Genomic DNA, 15,747 nt, shown 5'->3' with positions numbered 1-15,747 from the left:
CGCTGGATGAGCAAAATAAAAAGGCCCGCATCCATTAAGATGCAGGCCTTTTAAGTTCGGTCTATGAAATATTACAGACCAACTGCTTTGAATGAAGCATCAAAAGCAGCACAGTCAGAAGTGCTCAATTGACGACCACATTCGCTCATCGTCTCACTTGCGTAAGTAGAGAACTGAGCATTCTTAGGAAGTCTCTCAGTCATCACTTTATAGATAACATGAGCCACTTTATCCCAGCCCAATTTCTGAACTGCCAAAGAGATCGCGCGGTTTGGAATACCGTTTAGCAAGTGAACGCCGCACTTATCGTTGTCAGCAGTTGGTTTACAGTTAGGACCCAAAGCTGAAGGGATGTCCTTCATTGCCGTTGGTTGTGGTGGAACGCTCAATTGAGGGTTCAACATGTCACGAAGACCTTTTGGCGTGAAACCATATTTCGCAGCAATTTTTTGTTTCAAATCGTCGCCAAGAACTGTTTCACCGATCAAGAAGTCGTTAGCACCGTTCCCAGTTTTGACTTGGATGTATTGACCGAAAACGTCTGCAACGTGCTCGTTCAAAGCACCAGACTGGCCGTTCGCATCGAGCTTCGAAGTCGTCTCGATAACTGCATGCGTGTATTCGTGAGCAATCACATCTACGGCGCCTGTGAAGTTATTCAAAGTCCCGGCTTCACCAGTCCCGAAAAGGAATCTCTTACCGCTTGTGTCCCAAGCAGCATTTTGGTCAAGACCAAGAACGCGCAAAAGGCTGACAGGACCACGGCCGACTTTAACAACCGCTGTGATGCTTGCCCCTTTTCCATCGTAAGAGTTACGGCCGAATTCTTGATTATAGAAATCGCGAACCAATGTGATGTTTTTGTTCGCAAGCTTCGCATCGTCACTGACGAAAACGCGCTTTAAAAGCGAACCGGCTTTTTGGCCGTTCACCAGTACTAAGTTACCGTTGTTAGTCACCCCAGAGAGTGGATTGAAGCTACCAGCTTCATAAATAATGATATCGCCTGCATTTGCAGACAAAGCGGCAAAAGTCATCCCCACCGCAAGTAAATGCGAAAATTTCATGTTACACCTCGTGGGGAGGATCTTTACCACAAGGCTTTCAAAACCTGTTATAGAGGGAAATTCGCATTGGCATGTTTTCCCGGTTGGCCAAACCATTGCCAGGCAATTCTTTCAACCGGGACGGTGGGGGACAATTAAACCACTTCTAGGCTGCGGGGTTCTTTCGGTGTGGCATTGAGGTCCGGAGCCAATTGCCAGAAAATCCATGCTGAACTGCAGGTGAAAAGCCCCATACACACGAAAGTGGCGTGGAAGGCCTTCAGAGAGGCCCCCTCGGCTTGAGCGCCGCCATAGTATTGCAGGAAGGAATTCAACAATAAGCCGGCAAAGGCGACGGCAAAGCTCATCGCCAGCATCTGCACCATAGAAAACAGACTATTACCGCTGGCAGTACGGCCTTTTTCAATGTCTTTCAGAGTCACCGTATTCATCGCTGTGAATTGCAGTGAGTTGACAAAGCCAAAGACTGAAAGCTGAATCAAACGTCCCCAGAAGTTCTGATCATCGCGGATCCAGAAGAAGCTTGCGATCATAATACCGACAGCAATCGTATTGCCGATCAGGAAGCGGCGGTAACCCCAAAGGGTGATCCAATAGGTCGCAAAACGTTTGGCAAAAATCCCCGAAGCGGCAATCGGAATCATCATTAGACCCGCCTGAAATGGCGAGTATTCTAGGTTGATCTGTAAAAGCAGTGGAATCAAAAACGGCATCCCGCTCGAGCCTAAGCGTGCAAAGAAATTCCCGGCAAGGCCGATGCTATAGGTTCGCACGTTAAAGAGTTCCAGCGAGAAAATCGCATCTTTATTGCGATAGGCGTGAAAGACATAAGAGATCAAACTTGCAAGGCCAAAGACAATTAGCACCAGGATCGTGCCGTTGGCAAAGTGAAGCTCGGTGGAGCCGTCAAGCGCCAGGGAAATCGCCACCATGAAAAAGGACAGGCGTAAGAATCCCGCAAAATCGAATTTCTCTTTCGGATGCTCCGCCGGAAATCCGCGCATCACATAATGAGTGGCGATCAGGCCAACGATGCCAATCGGAATATTGATCAGAAAAATCCAGTGCCATGAAGCAACCTCAACGAGCCAGCCTCCTAGAGTCGGGCCGATCAGTGGCCCGACGAGCCCTGGGATCGTGACAAAACTAATGGCCGGTAAAAATCCCGCGCCCGGGAATGCACGCAAAACGGCGAGCCGGCCAATCGGCATCAGCATACAACCGCCGACACCTTGAAGAATCCGCGACGCCACGATCTGCGACAGTGTTTGAGATAGCGCGCAAAGGACCGAGCCCGTACTGAAAATTAAAATCGCGGCAAAAAATGCTTTCCTAATACCGAAGCGATCGGCGACCCAGCCTGAAGCCGGAATCAGCACCGCCAAAGTCAGTGAGTAAGCAATGATCACCGAGTGCATCGACAGAGGGCTTTCGCCTAAGCTTTTGGCCATCGAGGGGAGTGCTGTATTGACGATCGTTGAATCCAGGGTCTCCATAAAGAAGCCGACAGCAACGAGCCACAAAAGGGAACTGGAAGAGACAGAAGTTTTTTTCGAAGAAGAGGTCGCCATAGAAACTCCAGTGTATTTCGAAAATAAAAAAAGCCGCGTTGTCCGCGGCTTTAGTTTTTAAAACAGATATCTTCTGTAGGCCACACTCGAGATTAATCCCAAGCCAGCCATGGTGGTGAGCATGCTCGAACCACCATATGAAAGCAGCGGTAACGGAACCCCTACGATCGGCAAGAGTCCTATCACCATACCAATATTCACGAACATATGCCAGAAGACGTAACAAAGAACGCCAACTGACAACAGCGCTCCGAATTTATCCCGGGCATTCATGGCGATCCGCAAGCCGAGGATAAATAACATACAGAAAAGACCCATGGTCATCATGCTGCCGACAAAACCATGCTCTTCACTCAATACGGAATAAATAAAGTCGGTGTGACGTTCCGGCAAGAACTCGAGCTGCGACTGAGTTCCTTTACGGAAGCCTTTACCCAAGAAACGGCCCGAACCGACGGCGATCTTAGATTGAATACTGTTGTAACCGGTACCGCGGCGGTCATTCGTCGGATCGATAAACGTCAAGATACGGTTCTTCTGATAGTCACGCAGACCAAACTGCCAAGCGACGGGAACGGTGACGACCACCAAGGTAATCACAAGAGCCAAGATCCATTTTTTAACTTTAGTGAAAAGGATCATCGAGCCACCGATTGCCGCCAGCATCATCCCGGTTCCCAAGTCCGGCTGCTCAACAACGAGACCAAACGGCACCAACAGGACGATCATTGGAACGGCGAGTTCCTTAAGACCCATCCCGGCGCCGGCGCTATTGCGGGTCGCAAGGATTTTTGCCATCAACATGATCAGTGCCAGCTTCATCGTTTCAGACGGCTGATAGCGGAAAAAGCCCAAGTCGATCCAACGTTGCGCGCCCAAAGCGACGGTTCCGAAGAATGTGGTATAGAGGAGCGCGCCGAAATTCAGGATAAAGACCCAAATCGCTAAACGGGCCACGATGGCATAGTCGAGAAGCGTACAAACGAAAAACACGCTCCAGCCGATTCCGAGCCATACGAACTGAGAAATAAAGAGCGGCTCGACATCACGAGAGTGAGGTCCGTGGGTTGCGCTGTACAGATTGATTAAGCCAATCACATTCAGCGCAAAAATCACGAGGATAAAATTCAAATCGAGGCGCTTAAATATCGTTCTCTCTTCGACGTGTATTGAGAAATCCATATTATTCGTCCTCCACGGTCGTTGCCGGTAAATTGATCTTCGTGGCCTTCTTCATGTGAAGCTCTTTCATGCCGGCTTCGATCACATCTGGATGATATTTTTGGAAGTAAGCTTGTACGATGTCGCGAACAATCGGAGCCGCCCCCGTATTACCGTGGCACGAGTGTTCAGCAAGAACAGCGACTGTGATTTCTGGATTTTCAGCAGGAGCCCACGCCACGAACCAACCGTGATGGCGCATGTGAATAGGGCGCGCCATACAGCTGGCGTAGATTTGATCCGCCGAGAAGTTCATAACCTGCGCCGTCCCGGTTTTACCGGCCATCGGCACGCCTGGGATTTTCCAGAAGCGGGCAGTACCATGATCACCGTTGGCCACGCGTCTCATGGCCTCTTTCACGACTTTAAAGTTCGCAGGATTTACTTTAATGCCGGTTTTTTGATCTTCGGTCAAATCACGCACGACCTGTGGGAAGTTTTCTTTCAAAACTTTTCCTTCTTGGTCGATGATTTTACGAACGATGAATGGCTTTACAACTTTACCTTCAGTGCCGATGGCGTTATAAGCAACGGCCATCTGAATCGGCGTCACCTCGACGTAACCTTGACCGATCGCTGTGCTTAAGTTTTCACCCGGTTGCCATTCTTCGCCATACTTTGTTTTCTTCCACTCGGAGTTCGGCATGGTGCCGGCCACTTCGCGCGAAAGCTCGATGCCGGTTTTTTGACCGATACCGAGAGGATTCAGGTACGCAAACATCTTATCAACGCCCAACGCGATACCCATTTTAAAGAAGAATACGTTCGAGCTTCTTTCGATCGCTTCAAAGATCGTGATCATGCCGTAACCGTTACGATTGCTGTCATGATAAGGACGGCGGCCGAACATGAAAACGCCTGGGGCTGCCACGAGTGTGGTCGGCGTCACGACTTTTTCATTCAAAGCCGCCACCGCAACAAGTGGTTTAAAAGTAGAACCCGGCGCTTGGAAGTCTTGAATCACTTTATTGCGCAGAGGTTTGAACGGATCGTTAATAAGTTTTCCCCAAGTATTCGGAGCAAAACCCGTCGAGAAGTCATTCGGATTAAAAGACGGAGTGCTGACCCAAGCCAGAACTTCGCCGTTGGATTTCATCGCAAAGGCCGCACCAATACGTTGATTGTCCGTCATCGACTTGTAAGCGGCTTCTTGAACATCGCGGTCGATGGTCAAAACGGCGTTATTACCGTGGATTGGTTCTTGGTCACGGATTTGCTCGCCGTAAATATTCGGCGTTGCTGTGACTGTTTCGCGACCGTGGGCATCCACTTGAATGAAGCTCAAACCGTCTTTACCGCGGATGTCACGCTCGAGAGTCTCTTCGAGACCGCTCTTACCGATGATATCCCCTTGTTCAAAGGCGAAGACGTCTTTGTAAAGGTCATTCATCAAAGGAATTTGACGTTTTGAAATCTCGGCCACGTAACCGAAGACCTGAGCGCCGTCTTCTTTCAAAGGATAATAACGAACGATGGATTCGCGGATCTCAAGCCCTGGAGTATCGAGTCTGATACGTTTGAGTCGGAATACTTCTTCGCGGCTGAGATTTTCTTTCAAACGAACTTGCGCAAAAGGACCGTTTTGTTTGCGGCTCTTTTGAACTTTCTGAGTGATCTTTTCCGCATCCATGCCAAGGATTGGACCGATGGTGTTGGCCATCGTGTCGATGTTCTCGATATACTGCGGGGAAAGAACCGCTTCAAAGCCCGGAAGATTTTCAACTAGAACTTTGCCGTTACGATCCAGCAACAAACCGCGAGGGGCGGTGATTTTATTTTGCTTAACACGATTTTTTTCAGAGAACTCACGAAGCTCGTTACCGGTAATGATTTGCAGATACCAGAGGCGGGCAGAGAAGAGGACAAAGGTACAAGCGACCGCAATATAGAACAATCTATAGCGGGGCTGATACTCCTTGGCTTCTTCGGGGTTATTTACATAATCACTCATAAATCATAACCTCGGGTCTCGGTCGTCAGTTCATCGAGAGTCAGCTTGTCTATCTTATTGAGAATTGTGAACAGCGGCACGCAGAAGGCCGGAGTCAGGATCAGCTGAATAATGCGGTCCCAGAACTCAAGTGGTGCAGAGTTTCTTTCCATCACCCAAGAGCCAAAGAAGTAAATTACGTGGTAGCTCACAGCCGCCACACAGCACATCAGAGTGTAGTACGCAGGGCCTTCCCAGAAAACGCGGCTGCGGATCGAGTACAGAATCAGGAACACCAATAGCAAAGTAATGAGCAGCATTTTCACCGGCATCACTGTAAAGCCCATCAGGGCAAGACTCATGATGTAGATCGTGAAAAGTGCGCCGTAGAGTTTGCGGTACAAAGTCACATACACGATCAGGCAAAGCCATAGCATCGGTGCAGGAACAGTTCCGAAAAGCTGATACCAGAAGGTGCTCTGGAATCCCGCCAAGATCACAAGCAGGATCAAGAGCAGGAGGAAGTTGAAAACCTTATTCCAACGAATCTTCACTGTGCTTTCTCCGGTGCTGGAGTTGGAGAAACGCCTGGAATTGGGTTGGTCTCAGAAGCCTGGGGTGGAAGACGGTCTGAAAGATCCGTGTTCATCGCATTGGCAACAACGAAGACTTCTTCGACTTTGTAAGGATCAACAACCGGTTTCAAATCAACTTTCAGAGAAACAGAGAAGTTCTTGCGCTCAACGGATTCAACGACTGCCACTGGGAAGCCCTTCGGGAAGATGTTATCAAGACCGCCCGTAACAACAAGGTCGCCTTTTTTCACGTCCTCTGTTTTCTCAACATACTTAAGCAAACAAGTGCCAGGATTTTTACCTTCAACGATTCCGTGCGCGCGGGTTCTTTGCACGACACCGTCAACAACCGAATAACGGTCGGTGATCAACATCACGTTGGCGGTGAAAGCTTCCGGGCGATAGATGTAACCTAAAACACCTTGCACAGTGATCACAGCTTGGCCGGCCTTTAAGCCATGGCGTGTGCCTTTATTGATCGTCACTGTTTGGTGGTCTGCAAACAAATCCAAAGCGATGACTTGCGCGCTGATCAATTCCATTTTTGTTGATTGGCGGAAATCAAGCAGGGCGCGAAGGCGATCGTTTTCGCCCTTCATCTCGGCCATTTCGTTCATGCGAGTCAAAAGCTCATTGTTCTTGGTCGCAAGATCGGCGTTGGTTTTTTTGATGTTGATAAGATCCAAATACATCGCTGTGGTGCCGCGAACGCCGGCAGAAAAACCGTAGAAAGTTTCTTCAGCGAGGCTGGCCACGAAACTGAAAGGACGGGACAACCAATTGGATTCCTGGGGTCTTTGCTGCATATTGATAGACACAAGTGGTAAAGCCAGGACAATGGCTATCATGATGATCTTTTTCAGATCGATATTAAAGAAATTCAACGAACACCTCGCTACATACAGAAACGGTAACAAAAACCTTCTCTGATTCCAACAGTTTCTCCTTGAAAAAACTAAATTTTCGTTAGGTAATGGGCACTCGCTTAAAAACAGGAGTTTGAATACATATGTCTCAATCGATGGCAGATCGTCTCAGAAAACAAGTTTCAGCTAAGAACTTCACAGCAATGCTTCTCTTCGGAGCGATCATTCTTGTGTTCGTCTTCTTCGGAGTTTCGGGCCGTCTCGGCGGTGGCGGTATCGGAGCGGCTGCACAGGTGAACGACACGCTGATTTCCATCGGAAATATGCAAGCGGCTGAAAACAATCTGAAGCAAATCTACGGCGAAATGTTTGGAAACGATGCGTTCAGACTCCGCGCGGAAGCCCTTCGTGGCCTTGTCGACCGTGAATTGATGTCACAAGCTGCACGTAAAAGCGGCATTATCGTTGCCGATCAAGAGATTGCTCAGACAATAACTAAAGATATCCCTGTTTTTCAGTCTAACGGACAGTTCCAAAAGGATTACTACCTCCGTTATCTGGAAATGACTCACCAAGTTCCAAAGGATTTCGAGAACAGCATCCGTCAACAACAAGAAGCCTTGCGTGTTCGCCATCTTTTTGACATTGCGTCCAGCATGAGTGCTGTGGAAGCGGCAAAAATGGCTGACTTGAAAGCTTACAAAATGAATGTTCAGTTCGTTCGCCTCGACAACACTCAGTTGGCGAAGAACTTCACAATCAGCGCGGCTGAAGCTGAGAAGGCTTTGGGTAACGCAGAGTTTCTTAAAAAGGCTCAGGATTATTTTGAAAAGAACAAAGGTGATTACGCTTCCGATGAAGAAGTGCGCGCTCAGCATATCTTGGTTCAAGTGAAGCAAGGTGCAAGCCCAGAGGACGACAAGAAAGCTTTGGCGAAAGCCCAAGACTTGCTAAAAAAATCAGCATCGATGGACTTCGGTAAATTGGCTGCTGCGAACAGCGATGACCCAGGTTCAAAAACGAAGAACGGGGATCTTGGATTCTTTAGCCGTGGCAAAATGGTGAAAGAGTTTGACGACGCTGCTTTTGGCGCCCCTGTTGGTAAAGTGACAGGCCCAGTGAAAACGGCTTTCGGTTACCATCTTATTAAGGTCACTGATAAGAAGCCGGCAGTTGAGCCAAACTTCGATAAGCAAAAAATCCAAGTAGCGCAAAAGCTTTTGGCGAACGAGAAGATCGCAGCAGATATGAAAGTATTGGATGAAGCTGTGGCAAAGGGCGACGAGGCTGCTTTGGATAACGGTTTGAAAGCCTTGAATGCAAAATGGGAAGAGACTGGCTTGTTCGATCTTTCTCAAGATGCGGCTCCTAAAATCAACAGCCAGATGGCGAACAACGCGATCACTGAGTTGACATTGGAGAACAAACTTTTGAAGCGCATCGTTCGCGATGGCGAAGAGAAGTACGTTTTGAAATTGAAAGAAGCAAAAATGGATACTCCAGTTGCTTTGGACCCAATGACAAAAACAATGACGGAGTCTTTCCGTTCTAACATGCTCTTCGGAAACTGGTTGAACGAGTTCAAAAAAGTTTCCAAAGTTGAAGTGAACAGCCAGCTTTTGAAACCTTAATGAAGCTGACCTTCAATCGATCTCATACAGTTGAAGTGAAAATCACAAAGCCTGGTGTAAACCGGGCTTTTGTTTTTGATCTCGAAGTAGCCATCGCAAAACCGAGTGAGCCCCCAGTCGATCCCATGTCGGGCATGTTGCTGAACTTGGTGGATGCGGATGCGATGTTGGCTGAGTTACATAATACTTTTCCATCTGCGGATTCCTTTCAATCGCTCTTGGAAAAATCCCGCGATTTTATTTCGGCAAAGTTGAAGGCAAAGGGTTGTGTGCTGAACGAGATCTGCTTCCGCGAAAAACGCGGTTTCAGCTTCGGTTGGAAGGCAGGGGCTTTGTTCATGGCTTGCGCTGAGACCCGCGAGTGGGCAGGTGGAGTGTATCGCTTTGAAAGCGAGCGGGCGTTTGAAGAGTCTTTGGTGGAAAACCAGCAGCTGAATCTTGCGGCGACGGTGGTGGAGATTTTTGCGTTGAATCCTTTGGTGCAAAGTTTGGTGATCGAAAATCTTGGCAGTGGGGAGAAGAGTCTTTACTTTGCTTAGGTTGTTTTCTGGTTTTGGTTAACGATCTGTTGATGAGTGTTTTGCGTCTTCGTTCGCCCAGTCGCCGGTTGCGCGACGGCTGTCCATCCGTGGGAACGGGGCCAGACGACCATCGTGGTCGTCTGGGAATGAACTTTGGGTTCAAGTACTTGAGTTGGTGTTTTTTATCGCCCCATTTTTTGTAAGGGATCGCTCCATCTCAAAAGTTTCTTTCTTATCAAATGGTATATTATACGAGTGGGTCGTACCTTATACCATTTCAAGGGATCGCTTCATTTCATAGTCTCAAATCATAGTCTTAAAGAGGAATCGTCTATAAGACGACCTGGTCGTATAATAGACGATTTGGCTGGGAGGATCTTGTTTGTCGGTGACGGGCGGTCTTGGGGATTTGTGAAGACTGTTGGGCTACACAAAATTTAGTGCGGGGTTTAATTCACCAAGTAAATCTGTATTGTTATCCGGATGTTGTGATCTAATTTTCACCAGATCGTCACAACCCAAGGATGGACAATGCTACGACATCTTTTTGCTGCCGCTTTCGTTGCGGGCTCTTTTTTTAATTTCGCAAGCGCTGCCCCAATGGCAGAGCCGACAGAGTCAGTACTCTCTGGATACAATGCTCAGGGCGAGAAAGTCTTTTTGATTCGTTATCAAGAAGACCGCCTCTGGCGCGTCGAAGAAATCGTTCAGCACGCCGATGGCTGGCAAGATCTGATTTCACGCAAGTATTATAGCTATCGCTCTGAGGCCGAGAAAGCTCAGTACCAGTTGCAAACTCATTTCTCGCAGGTGCAGACGGTGAATCCGCTCCTGCAAACTGAGTCGAATGAAATGGTTTTGCAAGGTGGAAGCATCTGGCCGACGACTCAAGCTTGGAACTGGGATTGGGAAAAGAAGTATGCTCAGTGGCTGACTGAGAATATGAACACGGATTTCTATCAGAAATACAAAATCGCAACGGACTGTGCGGATGTGGCGTATTCGGCGCGCTGGATTTTTGCCCGCATCAATGGACTTCCGGCAGCAAATCGTATTTCGGGGAGCGGTGTGCTGATGACCAATCAGTCGATGCGCCCTGAGTGGCAAAATCTGCCGACGGCAAAAAACTGGTACGAAGATAAACGCTTCCGTGCGGCTTTGAATTATCTTTTGGATATGACCTACACCCACGTGCTGATGCGTGACAGTTATCCGATCGCCATCACACCGGATAATTTCATGCCGGGCGTTCATCACTTGGATCTACGCGAAGTTTCAGGTCACACACAGCTCGTACACAGAGTCGACTTGAGCGACACCGCATTCGTGCCATATCTGATTATTCAATCAACAACTCCTCGCAAAGTCAGAACTCTCAGTGAATCTCTGTCGTGGGGGAGCGAACAGGCGAAAAAAGGTCAGAACGGTTTCTTAAGAATCCTTTGGCCAAAAGTGAAAAACGGCACTTACGCGCTGGAAAAACCGGAAAACATGCCGGGTTATTCGCTAGAGCAATATGCGCCGGATTTTATCACAGAAAAAGACCGTCCGAACTTCCTTGAAGTTTTGCTGCGCCTAAAACCAAACTTGAATTTCGTAACCCTGGTAAAATCGGGATACGACGATCTGAAAGACATGTTTAAAAATCGTGTAGGCATCGTTGAAGAGGGCTACTCGCACTGCCCAAACCGTTCCTGCGCGTCGGATGGTCAACTCTATGACGACTGGAGCACGCCTTCACGTGATAAGCACATCACTGAGACGATTCAGCAGCTCGAGATTTTTGATTACTCGCCACTGCCGGAAAAAATTCGTAAAGATGTTCAGGCCGCAGCGGCTCTGGCACGTGATAGCGTGGCATTGAGCCTGGATGGCGATGACTATAAGTTAAAAACTTTGATCTTTGCCTGGAAAAACAAAATGTTTTCGTCGGATCCAAACGATGAGCCGGGAATGCGCTGGGGAATGGCGCCTCAGTATCTAAGTCAAAAGATCCAGCGAGATTTTGCAAAAGTCTTCGCGGAAAGAAAAACTAAAATCAGTGCTGAAGCGGATAACTCGCTTCGTGCGAACTTAGTTCTGGCGAATTCTTATTGCTGGAACTTTAGTGATGCTCAGTGTTTGCAATTTAAAACTCAAGAGCTGACGAAGTCTGTTTCGCTCAATGGCCAGACTCGCACTTTGCAAGAATGGCTCGAATACAGCTTGTGGCTGAATTCGGATCCGCAACAATCACCAGCCAATCAATGGGGTGGGCTGCGTGCGACTTCGAAGTATCAAAAAATTCCAGGTAATACAGAGACCTTCGTCGTCACAAAAGACGGGATTGGTTTCATGAAAACTGATAAAGAAACATTCATTGGAAAAATGGGTGTGAATGGCGTTGAAAATAGGGCGCTTCCAGCGGGATTCACGTGGTTGACGCTGGCTCGTCAAAGTTCCGTGGGCTGGGCCTATGGTGCAGGCTCATTCTTGCGCCAAGATTTTGTCGCAGGCACGCAAACCATCTATTCAGTTTCGGGCATGGCGGATGTCACTGTCGTGCGTGCGGGAAGTACTCACTTGATGGTTGAAAGTGCCGGAGAGCTCTGGAGTCTGCAAGTTCAAGGGGCTCAGCTCGTGCCGGTATGGCATGGTGCTGTTTCTAAAGGACACATGGAAGGCGGCGACTATTATATTGCCGAGAACGCCGGCGGCCAATGGCAGATCATGGATTTCACTCAGCCAGTTCCGAAGATCGTTGCAGTGGCGGAAGATCTTTCAAAAGCAAAGATTGTCAAAACAACCGCGAAGTACATCGGTGTAGCTGCTGATAAGAAATCTATTTTTTATGATCGCACAACCGGCGCTGCGACGGACGTGACAAAGTTGGGCCTGGTTTCACTGTGGAGTGACGGCCTGACGAAAGCTGTTGTTTGGGATCTGGCTGCGAATACCTCGGTTATTGCGACTCTAGATGCGCAGTTCAATATCGTATCGACGCAAAAACTCAGTCAGTGGACGGTGACAAACGGAAATTATGTCATCGCCATGAGCATGGCGGCTCCGCCGAAAATTTACCAAATGAAAGGCGAAGACTTCATCGAGATGCCTCTTCGTTCAGATGAAGAAGGCTATCGCGATTGGAGTGTGCCTTGGGTGGTGACTCGCTTAAAAACCGAGGGTCAATATCGCCTGCGTATGGCTGATGGATCGAAAACGCTTTATGAGGGCGGCCCGCTGATGCTTATCGGTAACCAGCAAACGCCGGAGTGGGTTTTCTCTTCAAAACAAGGGGACTCCAATCTGAAACTTATTTCGTTAAAAAATCCAAAGGCCGGTGCGTACATGACGGGTGAGTTCTTCCGCATGGATGGAGGTATGTTTGTCGACAACATGAACATGGGCCAAGTGGGCGCAGATCGTGGGTTGATCCTTACATACCAAGGTTTCAATTTCTGGGTGGAGCTGTAGAAAGACAGCGCCCCATAGTCTAAACACGGAGCTATAATATTCTCCTGAGAAGAAGGAGGATATTATGGCCAACAATGAACCTATGCAGGACAGCGACGTCACTCGTTGTATAAAGAATTGTTTTAGTTGTCACCGTGTCTGCTTGGAAACTCTCCATCATTGTCTCTCGCAACGAGACACGCACTTTCAAGGAAAGCACATCGCTCTTCTTCAGATGTGTGCAGAGGCCTGTGAGCTCTCAGCAAAAATGATGGTCTCTGGGCTTCCATTTCATCGCCAAGCCTGTGTTGTTTCTTTTGAGCTCTGCGAAGCCTGTGCAGAAGCCTGCGAAAGATATGAAGAGGATGCCGCGATGGTGAAATGTGCAGAGATCTGCCGTCAGTGCGCGGAATCTTGCCGTGGCATGACAGGAACCGCCGTCCACATTCCTCGATCGCGCGAGGAAGGGACGATGGAAAATAGAAACATGTGGAATGTTTAAGGCTTTAAGTGAGCCGGGCCGAAAGCCTCAGGGAAAAGATCGACAAATTTGAGCGAACGAGATTGGCCTTGCGGGTTTGCGAGGTGAATCATCGTATCTGGGCTGGCGAACTCGGCAATCACTTGACGGCAGAATCCACACGGAGGCCAGGGGTTTTGTTCTGAACTCACCACCATGACTTCTTTGATTTTCTTTGCGCCATCACTGACGGCTTTGACGATGGCTGTGCGTTCAGCACAAATAGTGCCGCCGTAAGACGCGTTCTCGACGTTGCAGCCGCTGTAGATTTTGCCGTTATCCATCAACACCGCAGCACCGATGTGCTTACCGGAGTAGGGGGCGTAAGAATTTTTTTGGCCATCCAAGGCCCACTTCAAAAGTTCCGTGTTCATGTATCTTCCTTATGGAATGCGAAAACCTGAGTCCTTCAGTATCTTCCCAAGCATCAAAAGCGGCAAGCCCTGAATGGCGCTGAAGTCTTCACTTTCGATTTTATCAAAGAGCATCATGCCATGTTTTTCAATCTTGTAAGCGCCGGCACAATCCAAAGGCTCATCCAGATCGACATAGCGCTCAATCTGCTCCCGTGAAAGATGTTTCATGTGGAGCTTCGTTATGTCTGTGTAGTGAATGCCTTTGTTGTTCCCATCGCAGATGTAAATTGCCGTGATGAGTTCGTGTTTAGAGTTCTGCATTTCCAGCAGCTGCTCGATGGCGCGCTCACGAGTATGGGGTTTTCCGAGGACTTTTCCGCGGTGGGCCACGAGCTGATCGCCGCCGATCACCACGGTTCCCTCCGCTTTCAGGCTCTGGGCTTTAAGCTGCGCCAATCTTTCGGCCAATTTACGTGGGGCCAGGGTGGGATCTTTTTCTTTCTCTTCGTCAATCAGGGGCTTTTTAGCCTCAAAAGGCAGGCCTAATTGCTTTAAAAGCTCTTGTCGGTATTTCGATGTACTAGCGAGGACTAAATTTTTCATTTGGCTTATTTTATAGGACAGAATTTTGAAAAATTCGAGCCAAAACGTAGTTTTAGGCGTATAAGCCAAGCCATGGACAAGCATAAACTCGCGGACGTCGCTCTTGAAACCAGAAAAGATCTTTACCCACCGATCAACCAAGTGGGGATGGGGAATATTGAAGTCCCTGTTCTGCTTGCAAGTGACGAGGGGGCGCTATTCAGAGTCCCGGCCCGTGTTGATGCGAAGGTCAGCCTCGATCGCACTTCTTCTCGCGGCATCCACATGTCGCGCTTGTACCTGTCCGTTCAAGAGCTTCTTTCAGCAAAAGCTCTCGGTTACGCGCTTCTTGAAGAAGTCTCTCAAGAGTTTTTGAAGACTCACAAAGATCTCAGCCGTCATGCTTATTTGGCCGTGAAGTTCGAAGCTCCTTTGCAACGTAAGGCTCTTAAATCTGAAAACAAAGCGTGGCGCACATATCCTGTGAACCTGTCGGTTGAAAACACTGAAGGCCGCGCCAAGATCTTTGCTGAAGTGATTGTGACTTACTCAAGCACGTGCCCGGCATCGGCAGCCTTGTCGCGCCAATTGATCCAAGAAAACTTTAAGCGTGAATTCTTGAGTCAGGATGAGCTGAACTTCGAAGACATTCACCAATGGCTTGGCAGCACTCAAGGTGTCCTTGCGACTCCGCATGCGCAAAGAAGTGAGGCCCGCGTGAAAGTGCAGCTGGCGAATGCTCAGTCGGCATTTGGCTTTGAAGACCTGATCGATGTTGTTGAAGAGGCTTTGCAAACTCCGGTGCAAGGAGCGGTGAAGCGTGAAGACGAACAGGAGTTCGCGCTTCGCAATGGTCAGAATCTGATGTTCTGTGAAGATGCTTCTCGCCGTATTAAGGCGACTTTAGATCGTGTCACAGATATCGCGGACTATCTTATTGAGGTGAAGCACTTAGAAAGCCTTCACCCCCATAATGCTGAAGCCCTCATTACTAAGGGCATTCAGGACGGACTTTAATCTACCAATTGATATTGAATCGTTTGAGTTTGCGGACGTGAATGGCAAATGTCGTTCACAGTCGTGTACTCAACAGAAACTTCGACATCTTTCGGGCTCATGCCGAAGCTAACGTGATTGCGCGCGCGGATGGTTGCAACGGCTTTTTCTGAAGAGCCGCAGCCTGTTTCAGTGCGATTGAAAAGCTCTTTCTGAGCTGTGTAGGTCACGATGTCTTCATTGTGGCGTGAAGCAGAGATCACTTTGAAGTCACCGGTGAAGTTTCCATAACGAGCGTATAAAATCACGGTTGATTCATCGTTTGAAAGAGCTATGGAGTCGAACTGAAACTGCATCAAGTAGTAGGGCACTTTTTCAGTGGTCGCATAGACCGCGCCTGGAATGTGATCTTCAGGGCCTGCCGAGGCGATCATTGGCAAAACAAGAACGATAAGAGCTAAAAGTTTTTTCATAAAATC

The 15,747-nt window shown here is 48.5% G+C and carries 14 protein-coding genes; 5 read left to right on the top strand and 9 right to left on the bottom strand.

Translation table 11 applies throughout. The features are described 5' to 3' along the window. Positions 1 to 71: 71 nt before the first annotated feature. The 6 genes from JSU04_05270 to mreC all read right to left on the bottom strand — a co-directional run bounded on the left by JSU04_05270 (position 72) and on the right by mreC (position 7,212). Positions 72 to 1,067: a M4 family metallopeptidase gene (locus tag JSU04_05270; protein ID MBS1969692.1), complete on the bottom strand. Its 996-nt coding sequence runs from the start codon at positions 1,065 to 1,067 to the stop codon at positions 72 to 74. Positions 1,068 to 1,201: 134 nt separating this feature from the next. After that, positions 1,202 to 2,638, bottom strand: coding sequence for a multidrug transporter subunit MdtD (gene mdtD / locus JSU04_05265; protein ID MBS1969691.1), 1,437 nt, complete (start codon positions 2,636 to 2,638; stop codon positions 1,202 to 1,204). Between the two features lie 57 nt (positions 2,639 to 2,695). Beyond that, the gene (gene rodA, locus JSU04_05260) at positions 2,696 to 3,820 is read right to left on the bottom strand and encodes a rod shape-determining protein RodA (GenBank protein MBS1969690.1); all 1,125 of its coding nucleotides are present in this window, start codon (positions 3,818 to 3,820) and stop codon (positions 2,696 to 2,698) included. Position 3,821: 1 nt separating this feature from the next. Then, positions 3,822 to 5,810, bottom strand: a complete 1,989-nt coding sequence (mrdA, locus tag JSU04_05255; GenBank protein MBS1969689.1) for a penicillin-binding protein 2 — start codon at positions 5,808 to 5,810, stop codon at positions 3,822 to 3,824. Then, the gene (locus tag JSU04_05250; protein MBS1969688.1) at positions 5,807 to 6,343 is read right to left on the bottom strand and encodes a hypothetical protein; all 537 of its coding nucleotides are present in this window, start codon (positions 6,341 to 6,343) and stop codon (positions 5,807 to 5,809) included. The genes mrdA and JSU04_05250 overlap by 4 nt, the downstream gene beginning before the upstream one ends. Next, positions 6,340 to 7,212, bottom strand: a complete 873-nt coding sequence (gene mreC, locus JSU04_05245) for a rod shape-determining protein MreC (protein ID MBS1969687.1) — start codon at positions 7,210 to 7,212, stop codon at positions 6,340 to 6,342. Before mreC ends, JSU04_05250 begins: the two co-directional genes overlap by 4 nt. Before the next feature lie 161 nt (positions 7,213 to 7,373). Here mreC and JSU04_05240 point away from each other — a divergent pair, with 161 nt between their 5' ends. The 4 genes from JSU04_05240 (at position 7,374) to JSU04_05225 (ending at position 13,316) form a co-directional block, all read left to right on the top strand. Continuing rightward, positions 7,374 to 8,861, top strand: coding sequence for a SurA N-terminal domain-containing protein (locus JSU04_05240; protein ID MBS1969686.1), 1,488 nt, complete (start codon positions 7,374 to 7,376; stop codon positions 8,859 to 8,861). Further along, the gene (locus JSU04_05235) at positions 8,861 to 9,400 is read left to right on the top strand and encodes a hypothetical protein (protein MBS1969685.1); all 540 of its coding nucleotides are present in this window, start codon (positions 8,861 to 8,863) and stop codon (positions 9,398 to 9,400) included. The genes JSU04_05240 and JSU04_05235 overlap by 1 nt, the downstream gene beginning before the upstream one ends. 513 nt (positions 9,401 to 9,913) lie before the next feature. Next, the gene (locus tag JSU04_05230; GenBank protein ID MBS1969684.1) at positions 9,914 to 12,835 is read left to right on the top strand and encodes a hypothetical protein; all 2,922 of its coding nucleotides are present in this window, start codon (positions 9,914 to 9,916) and stop codon (positions 12,833 to 12,835) included. 64 nt (positions 12,836 to 12,899) lie between these two features. Continuing rightward, positions 12,900 to 13,316, top strand: a complete 417-nt coding sequence (locus JSU04_05225; GenBank protein MBS1969683.1) for a four-helix bundle copper-binding protein — start codon at positions 12,900 to 12,902, stop codon at positions 13,314 to 13,316. Here the strand turns inward: JSU04_05225 and JSU04_05220 are convergent. Further along, positions 13,313 to 13,708: a cytidine deaminase gene (locus JSU04_05220; protein MBS1969682.1), complete on the bottom strand. Its 396-nt coding sequence runs from the start codon at positions 13,706 to 13,708 to the stop codon at positions 13,313 to 13,315. The genes JSU04_05225 and JSU04_05220 overlap by 4 nt on opposite strands. A gap of 9 nt (positions 13,709 to 13,717) precedes the next feature. Then, positions 13,718 to 14,293, bottom strand: a complete 576-nt coding sequence (gene maf / locus JSU04_05215; GenBank protein ID MBS1969681.1) for a septum formation protein Maf — start codon at positions 14,291 to 14,293, stop codon at positions 13,718 to 13,720. A 72-nt stretch (positions 14,294 to 14,365) separates the two neighbouring features. Here maf and JSU04_05210 point away from each other — a divergent pair, with 72 nt between their 5' ends. After that, on the top strand, positions 14,366 to 15,289 hold the full coding sequence (locus JSU04_05210) for a GTP cyclohydrolase I FolE2 (GenBank protein MBS1969680.1): 924 nt from the start codon (positions 14,366 to 14,368) through the stop codon (positions 15,287 to 15,289). On the opposite strand, the gene JSU04_05205 is transcribed toward JSU04_05210, so the two are convergent. Beyond that, positions 15,286 to 15,741 (bottom strand): hypothetical protein, encoded by a 456-nt coding sequence (locus JSU04_05205; protein ID MBS1969679.1) that lies wholly within the window; start codon positions 15,739 to 15,741, stop codon positions 15,286 to 15,288. The genes JSU04_05210 and JSU04_05205 overlap by 4 nt on opposite strands. Between the last annotated feature and the right edge of the window lie 6 nt (positions 15,742 to 15,747).

It is taken from the genome of Bdellovibrionales bacterium (assembly GCA_018266295.1).
Classification (GTDB): domain Bacteria; phylum Bdellovibrionota; class Bdellovibrionia; order Bdellovibrionales; family Bdellovibrionaceae; genus JACMRP01.
This window is presented reverse-complemented; position numbering and strand designations above follow the sequence as displayed.

What these genes read in the sequence shown, in the direction of transcription:
- JSU04_05240 (MBS1969686.1), top strand. Translation starts at nt 7,374, where the DNA reads ATGTCTCAATCGATGGCAGATCGTCTCAGAAAACAAGTTTCAGCTAAG.
- mreC (MBS1969687.1), bottom strand. Translation starts at nt 7,212, where the DNA reads ATGATAGCCATTGTCCTGGCTTTACCACTTGTGTCTATCAATATGCAG.
- mrdA (MBS1969689.1), bottom strand. Translation starts at nt 5,810, where the DNA reads ATGAGTGATTATGTAAATAACCCCGAAGAAGCCAAGGAGTATCAGCCC.
- JSU04_05225 (MBS1969683.1), top strand. Translation starts at nt 12,900, where the DNA reads ATGGCCAACAATGAACCTATGCAGGACAGCGACGTCACTCGTTGTATA.
- JSU04_05270 (MBS1969692.1), bottom strand. Translation starts at nt 1,067, where the DNA reads ATGAAATTTTCGCATTTACTTGCGGTGGGGATGACTTTTGCCGCTTTG.
- rodA (MBS1969690.1), bottom strand. Translation starts at nt 3,820, where the DNA reads ATGGATTTCTCAATACACGTCGAAGAGAGAACGATATTTAAGCGCCTC.
- JSU04_05230 (MBS1969684.1), top strand. Translation starts at nt 9,914, where the DNA reads ATGCTACGACATCTTTTTGCTGCCGCTTTCGTTGCGGGCTCTTTTTTT.
- maf (MBS1969681.1), bottom strand. Translation starts at nt 14,293, where the DNA reads ATGAAAAATTTAGTCCTCGCTAGTACATCGAAATACCGACAAGAGCTT.
- mdtD (MBS1969691.1), bottom strand. Translation starts at nt 2,638, where the DNA reads ATGGCGACCTCTTCTTCGAAAAAAACTTCTGTCTCTTCCAGTTCCCTT.
- JSU04_05210 (MBS1969680.1), top strand. Translation starts at nt 14,366, where the DNA reads ATGGACAAGCATAAACTCGCGGACGTCGCTCTTGAAACCAGAAAAGAT.
- JSU04_05205 (MBS1969679.1), bottom strand. Translation starts at nt 15,741, where the DNA reads ATGAAAAAACTTTTAGCTCTTATCGTTCTTGTTTTGCCAATGATCGCC.
- JSU04_05235 (MBS1969685.1), top strand. Translation starts at nt 8,861, where the DNA reads ATGAAGCTGACCTTCAATCGATCTCATACAGTTGAAGTGAAAATCACA.
- JSU04_05220 (MBS1969682.1), bottom strand. Translation starts at nt 13,708, where the DNA reads ATGAACACGGAACTTTTGAAGTGGGCCTTGGATGGCCAAAAAAATTCT.